This is a genomic window from Falsirhodobacter halotolerans (assembly GCF_022899245.1).
Lineage (GTDB): Bacteria > Pseudomonadota > Alphaproteobacteria > Rhodobacterales > Rhodobacteraceae > Falsirhodobacter > Falsirhodobacter halotolerans.
Map to the genome: position 1 here is coordinate 2,110,289 of NZ_JALJAZ010000001.1, position 22,184 is coordinate 2,132,472.

The following is a 22,184-nucleotide window of genomic DNA, read 5'->3' on the forward strand; positions in this document are numbered from 1 at the left end:
AAAAGCGTTCGAGGGTGTTAAATGATATGGTGGGCATGGTAGGCAAATTGATATTCGAACGGATATCCATAGCCTGCGCCTATAAGGACGTGTCCCATGCCCACGCTGCAACAGTTGCGCTATCTTTCCGCCGTCGCCTCCACGCTGAATTTCAGCCGGGCGGCGGAACTGTGCAACGTGACCCAACCCACGCTGAGCCTTCAGATCCGCGAGTTGGAGGACCGTCTGGGCACCTGTCTGGTCGAACGGTCGCGCGCACGGGTCATGCTGACGCCGGTGGGGGCCGAGATCGCCCGCCGCGCCCGCCGCATCGCGGATGAGATCGACGACATCCGCACCATCGCCCGCGCCGACGATCCCCATGCGATGCAGGGCGTGCTGCGCATGGGGGTCGTGCACACGGTGGGCGCCTATGTCCTGTCCATCGCCATGCCCGCCCTGCGCCGCGCCTATGCCGAGACGCGCATCCAGGTGCGCGAGGATCGGCCCGCCGCCCTGCGCGACCATCTGGCCATGGGGGAATACGACATGCTGCTTCTGCCCGAGATTCCTCCCGATGCGGGGTTCGAGACAGCGCTGCTGATGCAGGAGGCGCTGCATGTCGTCATTCCGCGCGACCACCGGCTGGCGGGGCGGCCCACGCTCGACATCGCCGATCTGGCGGGCGAGACGGTTCTGACCATGGATTGCGGCAAGACCCTGACGGACGAGATCGCGCAGGTCTGCCGCCGGGCGGGCGCGGTGCAGGCCACCGAATATGCGGGCACGACGCTGGACACCCTGCGTCAGATGGTGGCGGCGGGCATGGGCATCTCGCTTCTGCCCGCGCTCTATGTCCGGTCGGAGGTGATGCGTGAGGAGCTGGTCGTCGCCGTCCCGCTGGCCAGGACGCCCCTGTCGCGGTCGATCTGCATGGCCTGGCGCACATCCTCGCCCCGGGCGGAGACATATCGCAACGTCGCGGGCCTGATCCGCGACTGCCTGGGGCCGTGGGCCCACGCCTGACGGGCGGCGAATCCTATGGGATTCCTATTTCACGGGCCCCTGCCCCGTCTCGAATTCCTATGCGGTTCGGCCCCATCTTACCGGCATGACGCGCGCCACGATCCCGTGGCCGCAGGGAAAAGGGAACGGGTATGACGTTGGACTATGTCTTGGGCGGCGCGGTCGCGGTTCTGGTGGCGGGCTATCTGGTCGCGGCCCTTCTTTACCCCGAGCGGTTCTGACCCCCCTTTTTCGATACCGGAGCTTCTGATGAGCCAGTCGAAACCTGCGGGCGTGCTGGACGCCCGCATCCTTGGGCCCGCCTGTCGCGGCGCCTTTGTCAAACTCGATCCCCGCATCCTGTCGAAGAACCCCGTCATGTTCGTCGTGGCGGTGGTGTCGGCGCTGTGCACGGTCCTGTTCCTGCGCGATCTGGTGACGGGGGCGCCCGGCCTGGGCTTCTCGCTCCAGATCGTGCTGTGGCTGTGGTTCACGCTTCTGTTCGCCAATTTCGCGGAATCGGTGGCCGAAGGGCGGGGCAAGGCGCAAGCCGCCAGCCTGCGCCAGACGCGGTCGGACACCAGCGCCAAACGGCTCGATGCCGCCGACAGCCGCCAGTGGCACGAAGTGGCGGGCGAGAGCCTGAAGGTCGGCGACATCGTCCTGGTCGAGGCGGGCGACATCATCCCTTCGGACGGGGAGGTGATCGAAGGCGTGGCCTCGGTGAACGAGGCGGCGATCACAGGCGAATCCGCCCCCGTCATCCGGGAAAGCGGGGGGGACCGGTCGGCGGTGACGGGGGGCACGCAGGTGCTGTCGGACTGGATCAAGGTCCGCATCTCGGCCGCCGCCGGATCGACCTTCATCGACCGCATGATCTCGCTTGTCGAAGGGGCGGAACGGCAGAAGACCCCGAACGAGATCGCGCTGAACGTGCTTCTGGCGGGTCTGACGCTGATCTTCGTTCTGGCCACGGTGACGATTCCGGCCTTCGCCGCCTATGCCGGCGGGGCGGTGCCGGTGATCGTTCTGGTCGCCCTGTTCGTCACGCTGATCCCCACCACCATCGGGGCGCTGGTATCGGCCATCGGCATCGCGGGGATGGACCGGCTGGTGCGGTTCAACGTGCTGGCCATGTCGGGCCGCGCGGTGGAGGCGGCGGGCGATGTCGACACCCTGCTCTTGGACAAGACCGGCACGATCACCCTGGGCAACCGGCAGGCGACCGAGTTTCGTCCGGTGCCGGGGGTGACCGATCGCGATCTGGCGGATGCGGCGCAACTGGCCTCGCTGGCCGACGAGACGCCGGAGGGCCGTTCCATCGTCGTGCTGGCGAAGGAGAATTACGGCATCCGCGCGCGCGACATGCAGGGGCTGGGCGCGACCTTCGTCCCCTTCACCGCGCAAAGCCGGATGTCGGGTGTGGATTTCGACGGCACCTCCATCCGCAAGGGATCGGTCGATGCGGTGCTGCGCCATGTCCAGGCCGCTGACAGCGCGGATGGGAACGTGGCGACCAAGGCGCGGGAGATCCGCGCCATCGCCGACGAGGTCGCCAAGGCCGGCGGCACGCCGCTGGTCGTGGTGCGCAACGGCCAGCTTCTGGGGGTCATCTATCTCAAGGACATCGTCAAGGGCGGGATCCGCGAACGGTTCGCGGAATTGCGCCAGATGGGCATCCGCACGGTGATGATCACCGGCGACAACCCGATGACCGCCGCCGCCATCGCCGCCGAAGCGGGGGTGGACGATTTCCTGGCCGAGGCCACGCCCGAACACAAGCTGGACCTGATCCGCGCCGAACAGGCCAAGGGCAAGCTGGTCGCCATGTGCGGCGACGGCACCAACGACGCCCCCGCGCTGGCGCAGGCCGATGTGGGCGTGGCGATGAACACCGGCACCGTCGCCGCGCGCGAGGCGGGCAACATGGTCGATCTGGACAGCGATCCGACCAAGCTGATCGAGATCGTGGGCATCGGCAAACAGCTTCTGATGACGCGCGGCGCGCTGACCACCTTCTCCATCTCCAACGACGTGGCCAAGTATTTCGCCATCGTCCCGGCCATGTTCACCGGCCTTTATCCGTCGTTGCAGGCGCTGAACGTCATGGGGCTTGCCACGCCGCAAAGCGCGATCCTGTCGGCCATCATCTTCAACGCGCTGATCATCGTCGTCCTGATCCCGTTGGCGCTGAAGGGCGTCGCCTACAAGGCGATCGGGGCGAACGCGCTGCTGCGTCGCAATCTTCTCATCTATGGCCTGGGCGGTCTGGTGGTTCCCTTCGTCGGCATCAAGCTGATCGATGTGACCGTCACCGCGCTGGGTCTGGCATAACAAGGGTCCGCATATGAGCTTCATCTATGTCATCCTCGGTCTGGCGGTGTTCGGCGCGCTTGTGGCGCTGACGCATGGCCTTGACCGGTCGTGATGCGGGGGGATCCGATGGATATCCAGACACTTCTTTTCGCATTCGTCCTGCTGGGGGCCACGGCGGCCCTGTCCTGGCCCCTGGGCCGGATGATGGCCGGGGCGATGGACCCCGCCGCCTCCGGCCGCATGACGCGGCTGTTCCAGGGGATCGGCGGGCGCATGGCCCGGTCCGATCAGGACTGGAAACGCTATGTTCTGGCGATGCTGGCGTTCAACGTCGTGATGTTCGGGACCGTCTTCGCGGTGCAGGCGCTGCAACCATGGTTGCCCCTGAACCCCGACGGGATGGGCCCGGTGCGCCCCGACCTGATGTTCCACACCGCCGCCTCGTTCACGACGAACACCAACCTTCAGCATTATTCGGGGGAAAGCACCTACAGCCATCTCACCCAGATCGTCGGGTTGATGTGGCTGCAATTCGTGTCGGCGGCCACGGGGATCGCGGCGCTGGCGGCGCTGGCGCGGGGGCTTGCGGGGCGCGCGATGGGCAACTTCTTTGTCGATGTGCAACGGGCGACGTTCCTTGTGCTGCTGCCGCTGGCGCTGGTCACCGCCGTTCTTCTGGTGCTGACGGGTGTGCCGATGACGTTTCAGGGCGCGGCCGTGGTCACCACGCTGGAAGGGGTGCAGCAGACCATCGCGCGCGGCCCCGTCGCGGCCTTCGTCGCGATCAAGCAGCTGGGGACCAATGGCGGCGGGTTCTTCGGCCCCAATTCCACCCACCCGTTCGAGAACCCGACCTTCTGGTCGAACCTGATCCAGATGGCCGCGATCCTGCTGATCCCCATGGCCTGCGTGTGGATGTTCGCGCGGCTGATCGGACGGATGCGGCACGGGGCCGTCATCTTCGCGGTGATGGCCGCCTTCCTGCTCGTGAAGGCCGCGGGCGCGCTGTATTTCGAAAGCGCGCCGACGGCGGCCTTCGCCGATCTGGCGATCGCGCAGGATGTCGGCAACCTTGAGGGGAAGGAGCTTCGTCTCGGGGCGGCCACCGGACCGCTTTGGGCGGTGATCACCACGGCCACGTCGAACGGATCGGTGGGGGCGATGCATGACAGCCTGAATCCCCTGACGGGCCTGATGCCGATGATCGGCATGTGGCTGGGCGAGACGTTCGGCGGCGTTGGCGTCGGCATGATCAACATGTTCCTCTATATCATCCTTGGGGTGTTCGTGGCGGGCATGATGATCGGACGGACGCCGGAATATCTGGGCTGGCGGGTGGAGGCGAAGGAGGTGAAGCTGGCGCTCTTCGCGCTTCTGGCCCATGGCGCCTTCATCCTGGGCGGCACGGCGATCTTCGCCGCCACACCCTGGGGGATGGACGCGCTGAACAACGCGGGCCCCCACGGGTTCAGCGAGATCCTCTACGAATTCTCCTCCGCCGCTGCCAATAACGGGTCAGGGTTCGAGGGTCTGGGCGACAACACCGTGCCGTGGAACGTGGCGACCGGCCTGGTGATGCTTCTGGGGCGGTTCATCCCGATCATCCTGCCTTTGGCCATCGTGGGATCGCTGGCCGCCAAACGCCGCGCGCAGGAATCCCCCGGCACGCTGAGCGTGGAGGGCGGCGTGTTCGCCGCGATGCTGGGCGTGACGGTCATCGTCGTCGGCGCGCTCACCTTCTTTCCGGCGGCGACCCTTGGCCCGATCGCCGACCATCTGACCGCCATCGACACGTATCGGTAAGGAGCGTTCCATGTTGCTCAATCTTCTTTCCTCGTTGCGGATCGCGACCCTGACGCTGGCGATCTGCGCGGGCGGCTACACCACGCTGGTCTGGGCCTTTGCCCAAGGGGCCCGGCCCTTCACCGCCAACGGCTCGATCCTGCGCGATGCGGCGGGGGCGGCCGTGGGGTCGCGCCAGATCGCGCAAGGGTTCACGCAGGCGGGGTATTTCTGGCCCCGCCCCTCGGCCGCGGATTACGACGGCATGGCGGCGGCGGGGTCGAACCTGTCCCCCGCCGGGGCGGACGTCCGGGCGCGGGCCGAGGAGACGGTCGCGCGTTACGGCGCGACATCCCAAGCCCCCCTGCCCGCCGATCTGGCCACCGCCTCGGGCGGCGGGCTGGATCCGCACATCTCCGAAGCGGCGGCGCTGTATCAGGTGCCCCGCGTGGCGGGGGCGCGGGGGCGGGATGCGGCGGCCGTGCAGGCGCTTGTGCGCAGCCTGGCCCAGGCACCGGGCGGGCCGCTGACCGCGGGACGGATCGTCAATGTGCTGGACCTGAACCGCGCCATCGACAACATGTAGGATCGAAGGCGGGCCGCCCGTCGGCCCGCCCGCGCCGAAAGGAACCCTTGCACATGCCGGAGCCCGGCCTTGACACGGACCACCGCCCGTCCCCCGACGCCCTGCTGGAACGCGCGCGGCAGGAAACGCGCGGGCGGTTCAAGATTTTCCTTGGCGCCGCCCCCGGCGTCGGCAAGACCTATGAGATGCTGCAATCGGGCCGCAACCGGCGGCGCGAGGGGGTGGATGTCGTCGTCGGCGTCGTCGAAACGCATGGGCGGGCTGACACCGCCGCCATGGCGCACGGGTTCGAAACGGTGGACCGGCGGATCATCGACTATCGCGGGCAGCGGCTGGACGAAATGGATCTGGACGCGATCCTGACCCGCCGCCCCGCGCTGGTGCTGGTGGATGAACTGGCCCACACCAACGCCCCCGGATCGCGCCACCCCAAACGCTATCTGGACGTGCTGGAACTGTTGGAAAACGGGATCGACGTCTATTCCACGCTGAACATCCAGCATGTCGAAAGCCTGAACGACGTGGTGGCCAAGATCACCCGCATCCGCGTGCGCGAAACCGTGCCCGACAGCGTGATCGACCGCGCCGACGATATCGAGATCATCGACCTGACCCCGGACGATCTGATCAAGCGCCTGCATGAAGGCAAGGTCTATCTGCCGAAAACCGCCAGCCGCGCGATCCGCAACTACTTCGCGCCGGGCAACCTGACGGCCTTGCGCGAACTGGCGCTGCGGCGCACGGCACAGCGGGTGGATCAGCAGCTGCTTCACCACATGCAGGCCAACGCCATTCGCGGAAGCTGGCCGTCGGGGGACCGGTTCCTGGTCTGCGTCAACGAAAGCGCCCGTGCGCCGGAACTCGTCCGCTATGCCAAACGGCAGGCCGACCGGATGCGCGGCCCGTGGACCGTGGTGAACGTGGACCTGCCGCAGGCGGCCCGGTTCGGGGATTCGCAAAAGGACCGATTGGCCGCCACCATGCGCCTGGCCGAACAGTTGGGCGCACAGACCCTGACCCTGCCGGGGCAGGACGTGGTGCATGAAATCCTGACCTATGCCCAGTCGCACAACATCAATCACATCATCATCGGACGGGTGGAAAAGCCGCGCTGGCGCGAATGGATGGAGCCTCCGGTCTCATCCGAGCTTCTGCGCAAGGCGGGCGACATCAGCGTCCACGTCATCTCGGGGCGCGGGACGGCGGCGGGGCCACGCATCCCCCGCGCGGCGGCGGATCGCGCCCCGTTCAGCCTGCGCCCCTATGCCTTGGCCACCTTCTATGTCGCCGCGGCGCTGGGGTTGGGATATCTTCTGTCGCAGACGCTGGACGTGCAGAACATCGCCATCGTCTTTCTGATGGCGGTCCTGACCTCGGCCGTCACGGCGGGGCGGTGGCCCGCGCTCTATGCCTCCGGTCTGGCGGCGCTGGTGTTCAATTTCTTCTACCTCGACCCCCGGCACACGTTCACGATCCGGGATCCCGAAAGCGTCGTCGCGCTGTTCTTCTTTTTCGGGGCGGCGCTGCTGACGTCGAACCTGACGGCGCGGGTGCACAGTCAGGCCGCCGCCGCACGGGCACGGGCGCGCATGACCGAGAACCTGTTCCTGTTTTCCAAACGCCTGACCGTGGCGGGCACCCTTGATGACGTGCTGTGGGTGTCGGTGAATCAGATCGCCTCCATGCTGCATCTGAACACGGTGATCCTGTTGCCCGAAGGCAGCACGGTGACCGTGCGGGCGGGATTTCCGCCCGATGACACGCTGGTCGATGCCGACATCGCCGCCGCCCAATGGGCGTGGGAGCACAACCGTCCGGCCGGACGCGGGGCAGAGACGCTGCCGGGGGCCAAGCGCCTCTATCTTCCGCTGCGCACGGGGCGGATGACCGTGGGTGTGATGGGTCTGGACAGCGACCGGCCCGGCCCCCTCCTGACGCCGGAACAGCAGCGCCTCTACAACGCGCTGGCCGATCTGGCGGCCTTAGCAATTGAACGCATCCAGCTGGTGGACGATCTGGACCGCGCCCGTCTGGCGGCCGAGGCGGACCGTCTGCGTTCGGCCCTGCTGACATCGGTCTCGCACGATCTGCGCACCCCCTTGGCGGGCATCAAGGGGGCCGCTGGCACGCTGCGCGACTATCGCCATGCCATGAGCGAGGACGACCGTCACGACCTTCTGCAAACGATCGAGCAGGAGACCGACCGCCTCAGCCGCTTCATCGGCAACCTTCTGGACATGACCCGCATCGAAACCGGCCTGACCGAACCCAACAGCACGCTCATCGATCTGGACGAGGTCATCGGCGCCACCATGACCCGCGCCGCCGCGATCCTGTCCGGCCACCGGGTGCAGGTGTCCGTTCCCGCCGACCTGCCGCCCCTGCGGATCGACCCCATGCTGACGGAACAGGTGATGTTCAACCTTCTGGACAACGCCGCCAAATACGCCCCGCCCGCGACGTTGATCCATGTGGGCGCGTGGCGCGACGGCGGGTCGGTGGTCGTTCAGGTCCGCGATGAAGGGCCGGGCATCCCACCGCAGGACACCGAGCGGATTTTCGACATGTTCACCCGCGTCGGCAAACAGGATTACGTTCAGGCGGGAACGGGGCTGGGGCTGGCCATCTGCCGCGGGTTCGTGGAGGCGATGGGCGGCACCATCACCGCCGCCAACCGCCGGGATCGCACGGGTGCGACCTTCACCCTGCGGCTCCCTGTCCCCCCGGCACCCCATATACCGCCACCGGAGGCACCATGACCGCGCACGGCGCACGCGTCCTGATCGTGGACGATGAACAGCCCATCCGCAAATTGCTGCGGGTGGGCCTGACGGCGGAAGGGTTCCGCATCCTCGAGGCGCGCAACGCGCGCGAGGCGGAGGATCAGATGGGCGCGGAAATGCCCGATCTGGTTCTTTTGGATCTGGGCCTGCCCGACCGGGCGGGCTTTGACGTGTTGCAGGGGTGGCGCGCGGCCGGGATCGCGGTGCCCGTCGTCATCCTGTCCAGCCGCACGGATGAAGGCGGGATCGTCCGCGCGCTGGAGGCGGGGGCGGATGATTACGTGGGCAAACCCTTCGGCATGAAGGAACTGGCCGCGCGCGTCCGCGTCGCCCTGCGCCACAAGCTGATGCGGCATGGCGAGACGCCGGTCTTCCGCGCGGGCGGGCTGACCGTCGATCTCGTGCGCCGCCTTGTGCAGGTGGATGGCGAGGATGTGCGCCTGTCGCCCAAGGAATACGACATCCTGCGCATCCTGGTCCAGCACGCGGGCAAGGTCATCACCCACCAACATCTTCTGCGCGAAGTCTGGGGCGAGACGACGGATCCGCAATACCTGCGCGTCTATGTCCGCCAATTGCGTCAGCGGCTGCACGACAGCCCCAACATGCCCCGCTTCATCCTGACGGAAAACGGCGTCGGGTATCGCCTGCGCAGCCCGGACTGACGATCAGAGGCGGCATGGCCCCCCATCCTCGGGCGGATGCGGCATGGGGCGAGGCGCACGTAACCGCTGGCCTTGATGCGGTATGCACGAAAAAACTAAGGGAATGGGTGGCGGAGACGAAGGGATTCGAACCCTCGAGACCCTTCCGGGCCTGCACCCTTAGCAGGGGTGTGCCTTCGACCACTCGGCCACGTCTCCGCCGATCCGTATAGGGAGAGCGTCGTGCAGAGACAAGCCCAATCTGTTCCGTCGCCCCCGGATTTCGGTGTCTGGTGGAGCCGAGGGGGATCGAACCCCTGACCTCGTCATTGCGAACGACGCGCTCTCCCGACTGAGCTACGACCCCATGCCGATATCTGTGCCGCAGCGACCATGATCTGTCAAATGAAACGGGGGGCCGAGATGGCCCCCCGACACGTCATTCCGCCGCGTCCTGATAGCTTTCCATCGGCGGACAGATGCAAATCAGATTCCGGTCGCCATAGGCGTTGTCCACCCGGCCCACGGGCGGCCAATACTTGTCCTGCCGGAAGCTGCCCGCCGGGAAGCATCCCTGTTCGCGCGGATAGGGGCGGGTCCAGTCGGCGACCAGATCCTCCACCGTGTGCGGCGCGAAATGCAACGGCGACTGGTCGGCCGCGATCTCGCCCTGCTCCACCGCGCGGATTTCTTCGCGGATGGACAAAAGCGCCGCCACGAAGCGGTCGATCTCGGCCTTCGTCTCGGACTCGGTCGGTTCCACCATCAGCGTGCCCGGCACGGGAAAGCTCATGGTCGGCGGGTGGAAGCCGTTGTCGATCAACCGCTTGGCGATGTCGTCCACCGTCACGCCCGCCTCGGCAAAGGGGCGGGTGTCGAGGATGCATTCATGCGCCACGCGGCCCCGGTTGCCCATGAACAGCACCTTATACGCCCCGCGCAAGGACGCCGCGATATAGTTGGCGTTCAGGATCGCCACGCGCGTCGCCTGCGCCAGCCCCTCGCCCCCCATCATCAGGCAATAGGCCCAGGAGATCAGCAGGATAGACGCCGAACCATAGGGCGCGGCCGAGACCGGCCCCTCCTCGCCGCCCGTTTCAGGGTGGCCCGGCAGGAAGGGCGCCAGATGCGCCTTCACCCCGATCGGCCCCATGCCCGGACCGCCGCCGCCATGCGGAATGGCGAAGGTCTTGTGCAGGTTCAGGTGGCTGACATCGCCGCCGATGGCACCGGGCTGCACCAGCCCCACCATCGCGTTCATGTTGGCCCCGTCGATATAGACCTGACCGCCATACTGGTGCGTGATCTCGCACACCTCGCGCACCCCCTCCTCGAACACGCCGTGGGTGGAGGGATAGGTGATCATGCAGGCGGCCAACTTGTCGCCTGCAGATTGGGCCTTCGCGCGGAAATCCTCGATGTCGATGTCGCCATTGGGCGCGGTCTTCACCACCACGACCTTCATGCCGACCATCTGCGCGGTGGCGGGGTTGGTGCCATGCGCCGACATCGGGATCAGGCAGATGTCGCGATTGTCCCCGCGCGAGCGGTGATAGGCCTGAATGGTCAACAGCCCCGCATATTCCCCCTGCGCACCCGAGTTCGGCTGCATGGAAAACGCGTCATAGCCGGTGATCTCGCACAGCTTCTCCGCCAGATCGCCGATCGCCTCGGCATAGCCTTCGGCCTGATTGGCGGGCGCGAAGGGGTGGAGCGAGCCGAATTCGGGCCAGGTGATCGGCATCATCTCGGCCGCGGCGTTCAGCTTCATCGTGCAGGACCCCAGCGGGATCATCGCGCGGTCCAGCGCCAGATCGCGGTCGGCCAGACGGCGCATGTAGCGCATCATCTCCGATTCGGCGCGGTTCATGTGGAACACCGGATGGGTCATGTAATCCGACTGGCGGATCATCGCGTCCGGCACGCCCAGCGCGATGGTCTTTTCCGCCGCGTCCGTGATGCCGAAGGCGTCCAGCACGCGGGCGATCACGCCGTCATCCGTCGTCTCATCCAAGGAGATGCCGACGCGGTCGCGCCCCACCTTGCGCAGGTTGATGCCGCGGTGCCGCGCGGCGGCCATGATACCTTGCTGGCCCACGCCCACCCGCACGGTGATCGTGTCGAAGAACGCGTCGGGCTGAACATCCGCGCCCGCCGCTTTCAGGGCGTTTGCCAGACGGACGGTGTTGAAATGCACCCGTTCGGCAATCGCGCGCAGGCCCTTCGGCCCGTGGAACACGCCATAGAAGCTGGCCATGACCGCCAGAAGCGCCTGCGCGGTGCAGACGTTCGACGTGGCCTTTTCGCGACGGATGTGCTGTTCGCGGGTTTGCAGCGCAAGGCGATAGGCCTTGTTGCCGCGCGCGTCGATCGACACGCCGACGATCCGCCCCGGCATGGTGCGCTTCAACTCGTCCCGGCAGGACATGAAGGCCGCGTGCGGCCCGCCATAGCCCATGGGCACCCCGAAGCGCTGGCTGGACCCGACCGCGATGTCGGCCCCCATCGCCCCCGGTTCCTTCAGGATGCACAGCGCCAGAAGATCGGTCGCCACCACGGCGATGGCCTTCGCCCCATGCAGCGCCTCGATCTCGGCCGTAAAATCGCGCACCTCGCCCAGCGTGCCGGGATACTGGAAAATCGCGCCGAACACCGCGCCCGCGTCCAGATCGCTGGCCGCGCCCACGATCACCTCGACCCCCAGCGGCTTCGCGCGGGTCTGGATGACGGCGATGGTCTGGGGGTGGCAGTTCTCATCCACGAAGAACCCGCGCGCCTTGGATTTCGACGCACGTTCGGCCATGGCCATCGCTTCCGCTGCCGCCGTCGCCTCGTCCAGCAATGACGCGTTGGCCACCGGCAAACCCGTCAGGTCCGACACCATGGTCTGGTAGTTCAGAAGCGCCTCAAGCCGCCCTTGGGCGATTTCGGGCTGATAGGGGGTATAGGCCGTGTACCATGCCGGGTTTTCCAGAATGTTGCGCTGGATCGCGGGCGGCGTCACCGTGCCGTAATACCCCTGCCCGATCAGCTGCGTCATGACGCGGTTCTTCGCGCCCACCTGACGCATCCGCTCCAGCAGCTCATGCTCGGCCAACGGGGCCCAGTCCAGCGGGCGTTTCTGGCGGATGGAGGCGGGGATCGTCTCCTCGATCAGCTGCTCCAGCGACGGCGTGCCCAGCACGGCCAGCATCTCCTCCATCTCGGACGGCGAGGGCCCGATATGGCGGCGGTTGGCGAAATCATAGGGGTCATAAGCGACGGGGGTATAGGCCATGAAGGCTCCTGCCGTGAAAAGATGGGGGCGCAGCGGCCCCCGGGGTCAGCCGATCAGATCGGCGTATTCGTCTTCGTCCATGAACTGGTCCAGAACCGACAGATCCTCGACCCGCAGCTTGAAGAACCAGGCGCGGCCCGTCGGATCCTCGTTCACCAGACCAGGGTTGGAGGCCAGCTCGTCATTCACCTCGACGATCTCGCCATCCACGGGGGCGAGGATGTCGGACGCCGCCTTGACGCTTTCGATCACCACGACCTCGTCGCCCGAGGCAACCTGCGTTTCCAGTTCGGGCAGTTCGACGAACACCACGTCGCCCAGTTGGGTGGCCGCGTGTTCGGTGATGCCGACGACGACATAATCACCCTCGACGCGCAGCCATTCGTGCTCTTCGGTGTATTTCATGGGGAAGCTCCTCAGCGTTTATAGGAAGCGGGGACGAAAGGCATGGCGGCGACGCTCACGGGCAGGCGTTTGCCCCGCACCTCGCCGAACAATCTGGTGCCGATGGCGGTATGGCCGGCCGCGACATAGCCCATGGCCACGGGCGCGCCCACGGTCGGCCCGAAGCCGCCGGAGGTGACGGTGCCCACCGGCGTTCCGTCTTCGGCGAACAGGGCCACGCCCTCGCGCATCGGGGCGCGGCCTTCGGGCAGCAGGCCCACGCGGACACGCGCCGGCCCGTCGGCCAGTTCGGCAAGGATGCGGGTGTCGCCGGCAAATCCGCCGGTGCGGCGCGACTTCTGGATGGCCCAGGTCAACCCCGCCTCCACCGGCGAGGTCGTCTCGTCGATGTCATGGCCGTAAAGGCAAAGCCCCGCCTCCAGCCGCAGGCTGTCGCGCGCGCCCAGACCGATGGGCGCGACCTCCTCCATCGCCAGAAGCGCGCGGGCCAGCCCGTTCGCCCCGCCGAAGGGCACGGAAATCTCGAACCCGTCCTCGCCGGTATAACCCGAACGGGAAATCCACAGCGGGCCATAGATCGTATCGGCGGTGATCACGTCCATGAACCGCATCGCCATGACCGCGGGCACCAGCCGCGCCAGCGCATCCTCGGCCAGCGGCCCCTGCAGCGCCAGAAGGGCGCGGTCGGTCACGGGATGCACCTGATCGCCCAGATGCGCGGTCAGATGGGCGATGTCGGCCTCCTTGCAGCCCGCATTCACGACGACATGGAGATGATCGCCCCGGTTGGCGAACATCAGATCGTCGCGGATTCCGCCCTGTTCATTGGTCAGAAGGCCGTAACGCTGCCGCCCCTCGGCCAGCGCCGCAACAGAGACCGGCATCAGCGCTTCGAACTCGGCGGCCAGGGCCGCCATGTCGGTGCGGGGACGCAGCAGAACCTGTCCCATATGGCTGACATCGAACAGGCCCGCCGCCTTGCGGGTGTGCAGATGTTCGGCCATCACGCCTTCATACTGGACGGGCATCTCCCATCCGGCGAAGGGCACCATGCGGCCCCCAAGTTCAACATGAAGATCGTGCAGCGGCAGGCGTTGCAGGTCCATGGGCTTCCCCGTCTTGCGGCCGGAATCCCGGCACCGTCAGGCAGGCCAATCCCCGCCCCGCGATGCCCCCTCTGTCCTTGGTGCCTGAGATCGTTATCCCGTCGGCGGACCGCATCCGCGGCCTCTCTCCAGAGTTTACATCAGGCCGGTCCTTCTGCCTGAGAGTTTACCGGGGCGGTTGCTCCTTCGGCCCCGCGCGGACGCGGTGTCTCCCAAACCTGATGATGATGCCTTAGCGCGCCCGGCCCCCGTCTGGCAAGCCCCCCTCAGGCAGCGTCGGCAACTTCCGCCACGCCCAGGCGGCGGCACACGTCCCGGCTCAGCGTCGGGCGGTTCAGGGTATAGAAATGCAGATCCTCCACCCCCTCGGCCACCAGCGTCCGGCACAGATCGGTGCACAACTCGACCGACAGCGCCTCGTGATCCGCCGCGTCGGTCGCGGCAAAGCGCGCATCCAGCCAGTCGGGCACGGCCTGCCCGCAGCGGGCGGCGAATTTCTTCACGCCGTTCCAATTCTCGATCGGCAGGATGCCGGGGATGATCGGGGCGGCGATTCCCGCCGCCGCACAGGCGTCGCGAAAGCGCAGGAACGTCTCCGGCTCGAAGAAGAACTGGCTGATGGCGCTGGTGGCCCCGGCCTGCACCTTGCGCGCCAGAAAGGCCACGTCGGCGGCGGTGTCGGCGCTTTCGGGATGGGGTTCGGGGTAACAGCCGACGCGGATCGTGAACCTCCCCTCGGCGGCCAGCGCCTCCACCAGCTCCACCGAACTGGCGAAGCCCTCCGCATGGGGCGTGAACCGATCCGCCCCTTTCGGCGCGTCGCCCCGCAAGGCCACGATCTGCGTCACCCCCGCATCGGCATAGGCATGGGCGATCTCCAGCGTTTCGGCCTTCGTCGCGTCCACGCAGGTCAGGTGCGCGGCCACGGTCAGGCCGAACTGCTTGCCGATGGTCGTCACCGCCTCATGCGTCAGCTTGCGCGTCGTGCCGCCCGCGCCATAGGTGACCGAACAGAATTCCGGCCGCAACGGCGCCAGCAACCGCACCGTGTCCCACAGCCGGAACGAGGCGTCGAGCGATTGCGGCGGAAAGAACTCGAACGAGATGCGGGGGGCCATGCGATGTCTCCTCTGACACCCTCCTTGTCGCATCTTCGCTTGCCCAAAACAAATTCATCCTGTTCAAGACGAACATGAGGCCGACCGCAAGATAAGGCGCGACATGCATCTGGAACTTCGCCACCTGCGCACGATCCGTGCCATCCACCGCGCCGGTGGCCTGGCCCGCGCGGCCGAGATGCTGAACATCACCCAATCGGCGCTGTCCCATCAGGTCAAGGGACTGGAAGAGCAGGCGGGGATCGACCTGTTCGTGCGGCCCGCCCGCCCCCTGCGCCTGTCCGCCGCCGGTCTGCGCCTGTTGCGGCTGGCCGAACGCGTCCTGCCCGAGGTGGAGGCGCTGGACGACGAATTCCGCGCCCTGCGGTCGGGCAAGACCGGGCGGCTGCACATCGCCATGGAATGCCACGCCTGTTTCGAATGGCTGCTGCCCGCGCTTGAGGATTTTCGCCACGCCTGGCCCGATGTGGATGTGGACATCCGCGCAGGGCTGGCCTTCGACGCGCTGCCCGCCTTGCTGCGGGAAGAGATCGACGTGGTCATCACCTCCGATCCCGTGCCCATGGAGGGGGTGACCTTTCACCCGCTGTTCGACTATCGCCCCACCTTCATCGCCTCAGCGCTGAACCCGCTTGCGGCCAAGGACCTGATCGAGGCGGAGGATTTCCGCGACCAGACCCTCATCACCTATCCCGTCACGCGGGAAAAGCTGGACATCTTCACCGAGATGCTGACCCCCGCCCGGGTGGAGCCGCGCGCCGTGCGGCCCATCGAACTGACCGCGGTGATCCTGATGCTGGTCGCCGCCGACCGTGGGGTTGCGGTCATTCCCGACTGGGTGCTGCGGCAAGTCTGGCACCACCCCGACTATGCCCTGCGTCCGCTGGCGCCGGGCACGATCACCCGCACCAGCTATGCCGCGCTGCGCGAGGCGGACGGGGACAAACCCTATCTGCGCGCGTTCCGCGATCTGTCGGTGCAGCATTCCATCGGCCTGCGCGACTGGCCGGGTGCGCTGATTGGTCGCAATTCCTCTGGCCTTGCGGAAACGGCGGCGATATCACCCAAGGGTTGAGGGGGACACCGCATGGCCATGACCGACACCGCGAAACCGGCGACACAGGCGCTGCGCACGACCTATCCGATCATTCTGGCGGTCAGCCTGTGCCATTTCATCAACGATGTGATGCAGTCGGTTCTGGCCGCGATCTATCCGATCCTGAAATCCGATTTCCAGCTGGATTACTGGCAGATCGGAATGCTGACGCTGGTGTTCCAGTGCACGGCCTCCCTTCTGCAACCCGTGGTGGGCATCATGACCGACCGCCGCCCCGCGCCGATGTCGCTGCCGGTGGGCATGATCTCCAGCTTCATCGGCGTGGCGGTGGTGGCGACGGCGCCCAGCTTTGCGACCCTGCTGCTGGGGGCCGCGCTGATCGGCATCGGCAGTTCGATCTTCCACCCCGAGGCCAGCCGCGTCGCCCGCATGGCCGCAGGCGGGCGGTTCGGGGCGGCGCAGTCGATCTTTCAGGTGGGCGGCAATGCCGGACAGGCCACCGGGCCGCTTCTGGCGGCCTTCATCGTCGTGCCCTTCGGGCGGCCGGCGGTCGCGTGGTTCTGCGTTCTGGCGGCGCTGGGCGTGCTCGTCCTGTTCCGCGTGGGCCAGTGGTATCAGAACCACGTCCGCAGCAAGGCGGGGGCCGTCGTGGCCAAGACCTTCCCCCTTGGCCGCAACCGCACCATCGTCGTGCTGGCCGCGCTGATCATCCTGACCTTTTCCAAGAACGCCTATATGGCGGGGCTGACCAGCTACCACACCTTCTATCAGATCGAGACGTTCGGCGTGTCCACCCAGACCTCGCAGATCATGCTGTTCGTATTCCTGGCGGCCACGGCGCTGGGCACCCTGTTCGGCGGCCCGATCGGGGACCGGTTCGGCACGAACGCGGTCATCTGGTTCTCGGTGCTGGGGGTGCTGCCCTTCACGCTGGCCCTGCCCTATGCGGGGTTCTGGGGGTGCGCCGTGCTGACGGTGTGCATCGGGCTGATCCTCGCCTCCTCCTTTCCCGCGATTCTGGTGACGGCGCAAGAGATCATGCCGGGCCGTGTGGGGGCCGTGGCGGGCATCTTCTTCGGCCTTGCCTTCGGGATGGGCGGGATCGCGGCGGCGGGGATCGGCCTTGCGGCGGACACCTATGGCATCCGCGCGGTCTATCTGGTGCTGTCTTGGTTGCCCGCGCTCGGCGTGCTTGCGATCTTCCTGCCGCGTCGGGCCGAACTCTCCGCCTGATCGGTCTTTCCTTCGCGCCGCCTTGCGCGTATACCCCCGCCCTTGAAAAGCAGGAGTCCCGGGATGCAAGGCAGCGCGAACCTCAACGTCATGATCAAGGCCGCCCGCAAGGCGGGCCGTTCGCTGGTCAAGGACTTCCGCGAGGTCGAAAATCTTCAGGTGTCTTCCAAGGGGCCGGGCGACTTCGTGTCCAAGGCCGACCGCGAGGCCGAGCGCATCATCAAGGAAGAGCTGATGACCGCCCGCCCCACCTATGGCTGGCTGGGCGAGGAGACGGGCGAGACCGCCGGTCAGGACCCCACCCGCCGCTGGATCGTCGATCCGCTGGACGGGACGACGAACTTCCTGCACGGCCTGCCGCACTGGGCCGTGTCCATCGCACTGGAGCATAAGGGCGAGATCGTCGCGGGCGTCGTGTTCGACGCCGCCAAGGACGAGATGTTCTGGGCCGAAAAGGGTGCGGGCGCCTGGATGAACGACCAGCGCCTGCGGGTTTCGGGCCGCCGCCAGATGATCGAGGCGATCTTCGCCACCGGCGTGCCCTTCGGCGGCACGGGCACCCTGCCCGCCACGCTGCAGGATCTGGCCCGCCTGATGCCCGTCTGCGCCGGGGTGCGTCGCTGGGGGGCCGCCGCCCTTGATCTGGCTTACGTCGCCGCCGGTCGCTATGACGGATACTGGGAACGCGGGATCAACGCCTGGGATCTGGCCGCGGGCCTCATTCTGGTGCGCGAGGCCGGTGGCCTCGTGTCGGGCATCCGCGAAGGGCAGGACCCGGTGGAAACGGGGTCGGTCATCGTCGGCAACGAGGCGCTGTTCGAGCCCTTCCGCAAGATCATCCGCGGCGCCTGATCACGCCATTACCATTTGCGCCGTGCCTTCGGGCGCGGTAGCCCTCGGGGCATGAAACGCCCCGCTTGCTGCCTCTCGCTTCTTCTGTCGCTGACCGCCGGCCCCGCGCTGGCGCATCCGCATGTGTTCATCGACGCCACGCCCGGCTTCACGGTCCAGGACGGTCAGGTCACGGGCCTGAGGATCGTCTGGCTCTATGACGCGTTCTCCACCCTGGTGATGTATGACCAGTTGTGGCTGGACGAGGATGGCGACGGCAAGCTGGACGCCACGGACATGGAAAAGATCGCCGTGGGCGAGACGACGTGGGAGCCGGGATATGAGGGCGACACCTATCTGTGGCACGATGGCCAGAAGGTGCCGATGGGCCAGCCGCAGAATGGCACCGCGCGGATGGAGGGGGATCGGGCCGAGGTGACGTTCGACCTGCCGCTGGCCACCCCCCTTCCGGCCACGGGCACGTTCAGCCTGAAGCTCTATGATCCGCTCTATTACTACAGCTATGCCATCACGGCGGTTCTGCCCGATCCTGAAACCTGCACATCGGCCCTGATCCCGTTCGAGCCGACGGCGGCGGACCGCGAGGTGCAAGCCGCCCTGTCGGCCTTGTCGATCGAACAGATGCCCGATGATCCCAACATCGGCGCACGCTTTGCCGACGAGGTCGTTCTGACATGCGACTGACGGCCACGCTCGCCCTGATCCTGCTGGCGGTTCTGGCCGTGTGGTGGCTGCCCGCGCACTGGCCCGCCATCCTGGGCTGGGCCAACGCGCTTCAGTTCGACGTGCAGACGGCGATGGCCGGGGTGATCCGCGAGATCCGCGGCGGCAGTGCCGCGGCCTTCTGGACGCTGGTCGCGCTGTCGGGGGCCTATGGCTTCATCCACGCGTTGGGGCCGGGGCATGGCAAGGTGCTTCTGGGCGGGGCTGCGATGGGCACGCGGGTGCAGGCGCGGCGCATCTTCGCCATCGGCGTGGCGGCCAGCATGGCGCAGGCGCTGGCGGCGATCCTGCTGGTGGGGGTGGTGATCGGGGCCTTCGCCCTCACGTCACGCGATGCGTCGGCCTTTGCCGAAGGGCCCTTGGCCACCGCCAGCCGGATCGTCATCGGCCTGATCGGGGCCCTGCTGATCTGGCGCGGGGTGCGGGCATGGCGCGCGCGTCCGCACATCCACACCCATGCCTGCGGCTGCGGCCACGCCCACGGCCCCACCAAGGCCGAGGTGGACGCCCTCACCTCCCCCCGCGACATCGCCGTGCTGATCGCCAGCGTGGCGGCGCGGCCCTGCACGGGGGCGATCTTTCTTCTGGCGATCGCATGGCGGTTCGGCATTCCCTGGGCGGGGGTCGCGGGCGTGCTGGCGATGGGCGTCGGCACGGCGCTGTTCAACGCCATCGCCATTGGCGGCGGGTTGACTGCGCGCCGCTTGGCGGCGGCCAGCGGGGACGGGCATCCCCATCTTTGGGCCGGGGTGCAGATCGCCACGGGGGCGATGATCCTTGCCCTGACCGCCCTGACCCGCCTTTAGATCGCGAAAAAGTTAGCCGTCGGCGGGAACCCGCCCTATCTGATGCCCCAGAAAACGAAAAAGGGGCATTCGAATGATCCTGTTCACCACCCTTCTGCTGGGTGCGGTGGGACTGGCGCTCACCATACTCGGCGCTTGGCTGACGATCCTGGGGGGCAGTGTCGCCTACCTCGTGCTGGGTCTGGCCATCCTTCTGGTCGCGGGACTGGTGTTCCGCCGCCGCGCGACGGCGCTTCACCTTTACGCGGTCGTGCTGCTGGGCTGGCTGGTCTGGTCCGTCAGTCAGGCGGGGTTCGACTGGTGGCGTCTGGCCCCTTATGGCGGGGTGCCGGTCCTTCTGGGCATCTGGCTCTGGCTGCCCTTCGTGCGCAACCGCCTGCTGACGCCCGAGGCGCGGGTGGGGCGGCCCACGAACCCCCCCGGCCTGCCCATCGCGCTGGCGGTGCTGGCGGCCGTGGCCGTCGCCGTCTGGTCGATGTTCCAAGATCCCACGGACCGGTCGGGCGCCCTGCCCGACGCGCGCGTGGCCGATGCCGCCACCGGCAACGACATGCCCGCCAGCGATTGGCACCAGTATGGCCGCACGAATTACGGCCAGCGCTGGTCGCCGCAGGATCAGATCACCCCCGAAAACGTGTCCGACCTGACCGAGGCGTGGCGCTATCAGACGGGCGATGTGAAACGCCCCGACGACGTGACCGAAACGACCTATCAGGTGACCCCGCTGAAGGTGGGCGACAATCTTTATGTCTGCACGCCCCACAACCTTGCCATCGCGCTGAACGCGCAGACGGGCGAGGAGGTCTGGCGGTTCGACGCCAATTCCGGCATGAACCCCGACCGCCAGCACCAGACCTGCCGCGGCGTCACCTATTGGAACACCGGCGCGCCTGCGCCGGATGCGCCCGGCGGCGACACCCCCGCCTGCATCGCCCGCGTCTATCTGCCGACGGCCGATGCGCGGCTGATCGCGCTAGACGCCGACACGGGGCAGGTCTGCACCTCCTTCGCCGACAATGGCACCCTGCATCTGGAAGCGGGGATGCCCTACAATCCGGCCGGTTACTACTACTCCACCTCGCCCCCCGTGGCGGTGGACGGCAAGCTGATCATCGGCGGCGCGGTCAACGACAACTTCTCCATCTTCTCGCAATCGGGGGTGATCCGCGCCTTCGACATCGACACGGGAGAGCTGTTGTGGAACTGGGATGCGGGCAATCCCGACGACACGACACCGATCGACATCGCCCAAGGCCAGACCTACACCCCCAATTCGCCCAACAGCTGGTCCATCTTCTCGGTCGATGAGCAGCGGGGGCTGGTCTACATCCCCCTTGGCAACCAAGTGCCCGACCAGTTGGGCATGGGCCGGTCCGAGGCGGTGGAGGAGCACTCCTCCTCCATCGTCGCGCTGGATATCGACACGGGGCAGAAGGCGTGGGTGTTCCAGACCGTCCATCACGACCTGTGGGACATGGACGTGCCCGCACAGCCGGTTCTGGTGGATCTGACCATCGACGGGGCGTCCGTGCCCGCGCTGGTGGGCCCCACGAAACAGGGTGACATCTATGTCCTGAACCGCGAGACGGGCGCGCCGATCCTGCCCGTGACCGAGGAACCGGCCCCCGGCGGCGCGATCCCCGAGGACTTCACCGCCCCCACGCAACCGACCTCCGCCCTGACCTTCAAGCCTGCAGCGCTGCGCGAGGCCGATATGTGGGGCATGTCCATCTTCGACCAGCTGATGTGCCGGATCGACTTCAATCGCCTGAACTACGAAGGGCGTTATACCCCGCCGTCGCTGAACGGGTCGCTGATCTATCCCGGCAATTTCGGGGTGTTCAACTGGGGCTCCATCGCGGTGGATCCGGAACGTCAGGTGATGTTCGGGATGCCGACCTATCTGGCCTTCACCTCCAAGCTGATCCCCCGCGCCGACATTCCGCCGCGCGGCGCGGATGAGACGGCCAGCGAACAGGGCATCAACCGCAACGAAGGCGCGCCCTATGGGGTGGAGATGGGGCCGTTCCTCGGACCCTTGGGCATTCCGTGCCAGGCGCCGCCATGGGGCTATGTCGCGGGGGCCGATCTGACCACGGGCGATATCGCCTGGCGGCACAAGAACGGCACGGTGCGCGACATGACCCCCCTGCCCCTGCCGTTCGAACTGGGCGTGCCGGGCATCGGCGGGCCGATCATCACCCGCGGCGGCGTGGCGTTCCTTGCTGCGGCGGTGGACGATTACCTGCGCGGCTATGACCTGACCACGGGCGATCTGCTGTGGAAGGCGCGCCTACCGGCGGGCGGGCAATCGACGCCCATGACCTATGACGTGAACGGCCGGCAATATGTGGTGATCGTCGCGGGGGGCCACGGTTCCATCGGGACGAAGCCTGGCGATTACATCATCGCCTATACCCTGCCATGAAAAAACGGCGCCCCCGCATCCGCGGGGGCGCCGTTCATTCCGATCCGCAGGGTCAGCCGAGCCAAGCCAGAACGACCCCCGCAA

17 protein-coding genes, 2 tRNA genes and 1 riboswitch are annotated in these 22,184 nt (G+C 67.1%); of the genes, 13 read left to right on the plus strand and 6 right to left on the minus strand.

Annotated elements, in window-relative coordinates; translation table 11 throughout:
* Positions 1-96: 96 nt before the first annotated feature.
* The 7 genes from MU449_RS10990 (at position 97) to MU449_RS11020 (ending at position 9,116) form a co-directional block, all read left to right on the plus strand.
* On the plus strand, positions 97-1,005 hold the full coding sequence (locus MU449_RS10990; RefSeq protein ID WP_244738134.1) for a hydrogen peroxide-inducible genes activator: 909 nt from the start codon (positions 97-99) through the stop codon (positions 1,003-1,005).
* A 131-nt stretch (positions 1,006-1,136) separates the two neighbouring features.
* A complete protein-coding gene (gene kdpF, locus MU449_RS10995) occupies positions 1,137-1,226 on the plus strand; it encodes a K(+)-transporting ATPase subunit F (RefSeq protein ID WP_244738135.1) in 90 nt (29 codons plus the stop codon).
* A 28-nt stretch (positions 1,227-1,254) separates the two neighbouring features.
* Positions 1,255-3,318, plus strand: a complete 2,064-nt coding sequence (gene kdpB / locus MU449_RS11000; RefSeq protein WP_244738136.1) for a potassium-transporting ATPase subunit KdpB — start codon at positions 1,255-1,257, stop codon at positions 3,316-3,318.
* 108 nt (positions 3,319-3,426) lie between these two features.
* A complete protein-coding gene (gene kdpA, locus MU449_RS11005) occupies positions 3,427-5,103 on the plus strand; it encodes a potassium-transporting ATPase subunit KdpA (RefSeq protein WP_244738137.1) in 1,677 nt (558 codons plus the stop codon).
* Between the two features lie 10 nt (positions 5,104-5,113).
* Positions 5,114-5,668 (plus strand): potassium-transporting ATPase subunit C, encoded by a 555-nt coding sequence (locus MU449_RS11010; protein ID WP_244738138.1) that lies wholly within the window; start codon positions 5,114-5,116, stop codon positions 5,666-5,668.
* A gap of 53 nt (positions 5,669-5,721) precedes the next feature.
* Complete coding sequence (locus MU449_RS11015; protein WP_244738139.1) at positions 5,722-8,427, plus strand: sensor histidine kinase; 2,706 nt, start codon at positions 5,722-5,724, stop codon at positions 8,425-8,427.
* Positions 8,424-9,116, plus strand: a complete 693-nt coding sequence (locus tag MU449_RS11020) for a response regulator (RefSeq protein ID WP_244738140.1) — start codon at positions 8,424-8,426, stop codon at positions 9,114-9,116. The genes MU449_RS11015 and MU449_RS11020 overlap by 4 nt, the downstream gene beginning before the upstream one ends.
* 108 nt (positions 9,117-9,224) lie before the next feature.
* Here the strand turns inward: MU449_RS11020 and MU449_RS11025 are convergent.
* From MU449_RS11025 to metF, 6 genes are all read right to left on the minus strand, one after another.
* A tRNA-Ser gene (locus MU449_RS11025) sits at positions 9,225-9,314 on the minus strand.
* A 72-nt stretch (positions 9,315-9,386) separates the two neighbouring features.
* Positions 9,387-9,462 (minus strand) — tRNA-Ala (locus MU449_RS11030).
* A 72-nt stretch (positions 9,463-9,534) separates the two neighbouring features.
* Positions 9,535-12,372: an aminomethyl-transferring glycine dehydrogenase gene (gene gcvP / locus MU449_RS11035; RefSeq protein ID WP_244738141.1), complete on the minus strand. Its 2,838-nt coding sequence runs from the start codon at positions 12,370-12,372 to the stop codon at positions 9,535-9,537.
* Positions 12,373-12,417: 45 nt separating this feature from the next.
* The gene (gene gcvH / locus MU449_RS11040; RefSeq protein WP_244738142.1) at positions 12,418-12,777 is read right to left on the minus strand and encodes a glycine cleavage system protein GcvH; all 360 of its coding nucleotides are present in this window, start codon (positions 12,775-12,777) and stop codon (positions 12,418-12,420) included.
* Between the two features lie 11 nt (positions 12,778-12,788).
* Entirely contained in the window at positions 12,789-13,883 is a 1,095-nt protein-coding gene (gene gcvT, locus MU449_RS11045) for a glycine cleavage system aminomethyltransferase GcvT (protein ID WP_244738143.1), read from the minus strand.
* A gap of 136 nt (positions 13,884-14,019) precedes the next feature.
* Positions 14,020-14,108: riboswitch (glycine riboswitch) on the minus strand.
* Between the two features lie 41 nt (positions 14,109-14,149).
* Positions 14,150-15,001, minus strand: coding sequence for a methylenetetrahydrofolate reductase [NAD(P)H] (gene metF, locus MU449_RS11050; RefSeq protein WP_244738144.1), 852 nt, complete (start codon positions 14,999-15,001; stop codon positions 14,150-14,152).
* A gap of 103 nt (positions 15,002-15,104) precedes the next feature.
* Between metF and MU449_RS11055 the strand changes: the two genes are divergently transcribed.
* The 6 genes from MU449_RS11055 (at position 15,105) to MU449_RS11080 (ending at position 22,100) form a co-directional block, all read left to right on the plus strand.
* A complete protein-coding gene (locus tag MU449_RS11055) occupies positions 15,105-16,076 on the plus strand; it encodes a LysR family transcriptional regulator (RefSeq protein ID WP_244738145.1) in 972 nt (323 codons plus the stop codon).
* Between the two features lie 12 nt (positions 16,077-16,088).
* Complete coding sequence (locus MU449_RS11060; protein WP_244738146.1) at positions 16,089-17,291, plus strand: MFS transporter; 1,203 nt, start codon at positions 16,089-16,091, stop codon at positions 17,289-17,291.
* Positions 17,292-17,354: 63 nt separating this feature from the next.
* Positions 17,355-18,143, plus strand: a complete 789-nt coding sequence (locus MU449_RS11065; RefSeq protein ID WP_244738147.1) for an inositol monophosphatase family protein — start codon at positions 17,355-17,357, stop codon at positions 18,141-18,143.
* 51 nt (positions 18,144-18,194) lie between these two features.
* A complete protein-coding gene (locus tag MU449_RS11070) occupies positions 18,195-18,827 on the plus strand; it encodes a DUF1007 family protein (RefSeq protein ID WP_244738148.1) in 633 nt (210 codons plus the stop codon).
* Entirely contained in the window at positions 18,818-19,672 is an 855-nt protein-coding gene (locus MU449_RS11075; protein WP_244738149.1) for a nickel/cobalt transporter, read from the plus strand. Before MU449_RS11070 ends, MU449_RS11075 begins: the two co-directional genes overlap by 10 nt.
* Positions 19,673-19,745: 73 nt before the next feature.
* On the plus strand, positions 19,746-22,100 hold the full coding sequence (locus MU449_RS11080) for a glucose/quinate/shikimate family membrane-bound PQQ-dependent dehydrogenase (protein ID WP_244738150.1): 2,355 nt from the start codon (positions 19,746-19,748) through the stop codon (positions 22,098-22,100).
* The last annotated feature ends 84 nt before the right edge of the window (positions 22,101-22,184 follow it).

Coding starts and splice junctions, on each gene's coding strand:
- MU449_RS10990 (WP_244738134.1), top strand. CDS start 97: ATGCCCACGCTGCAACAGTTGCGCTATCTTTCCGCCGTCGCCTCCACG.
- kdpF (WP_244738135.1), top strand. CDS start 1,137: ATGACGTTGGACTATGTCTTGGGCGGCGCGGTCGCGGTTCTGGTGGCG.
- kdpB (WP_244738136.1), top strand. CDS start 1,255: ATGAGCCAGTCGAAACCTGCGGGCGTGCTGGACGCCCGCATCCTTGGG.
- kdpA (WP_244738137.1), top strand. CDS start 3,427: ATGGATATCCAGACACTTCTTTTCGCATTCGTCCTGCTGGGGGCCACG.
- MU449_RS11010 (WP_244738138.1), top strand. CDS start 5,114: ATGTTGCTCAATCTTCTTTCCTCGTTGCGGATCGCGACCCTGACGCTG.
- MU449_RS11015 (WP_244738139.1), top strand. CDS start 5,722: ATGCCGGAGCCCGGCCTTGACACGGACCACCGCCCGTCCCCCGACGCC.
- MU449_RS11020 (WP_244738140.1), top strand. CDS start 8,424: ATGACCGCGCACGGCGCACGCGTCCTGATCGTGGACGATGAACAGCCC.
- gcvP (WP_244738141.1), bottom strand. CDS start 12,372: ATGGCCTATACCCCCGTCGCTTATGACCCCTATGATTTCGCCAACCGC.
- gcvH (WP_244738142.1), bottom strand. CDS start 12,777: ATGAAATACACCGAAGAGCACGAATGGCTGCGCGTCGAGGGTGATTAT.
- gcvT (WP_244738143.1), bottom strand. CDS start 13,883: ATGGACCTGCAACGCCTGCCGCTGCACGATCTTCATGTTGAACTTGGG.
- metF (WP_244738144.1), bottom strand. CDS start 15,001: ATGGCCCCCCGCATCTCGTTCGAGTTCTTTCCGCCGCAATCGCTCGAC.
- MU449_RS11055 (WP_244738145.1), top strand. CDS start 15,105: ATGCATCTGGAACTTCGCCACCTGCGCACGATCCGTGCCATCCACCGC.
- MU449_RS11060 (WP_244738146.1), top strand. CDS start 16,089: ATGGCCATGACCGACACCGCGAAACCGGCGACACAGGCGCTGCGCACG.
- MU449_RS11065 (WP_244738147.1), top strand. CDS start 17,355: ATGCAAGGCAGCGCGAACCTCAACGTCATGATCAAGGCCGCCCGCAAG.
- MU449_RS11070 (WP_244738148.1), top strand. CDS start 18,195: ATGAAACGCCCCGCTTGCTGCCTCTCGCTTCTTCTGTCGCTGACCGCC.
- MU449_RS11075 (WP_244738149.1), top strand. CDS start 18,818: ATGCGACTGACGGCCACGCTCGCCCTGATCCTGCTGGCGGTTCTGGCC.
- MU449_RS11080 (WP_244738150.1), top strand. CDS start 19,746: ATGATCCTGTTCACCACCCTTCTGCTGGGTGCGGTGGGACTGGCGCTC.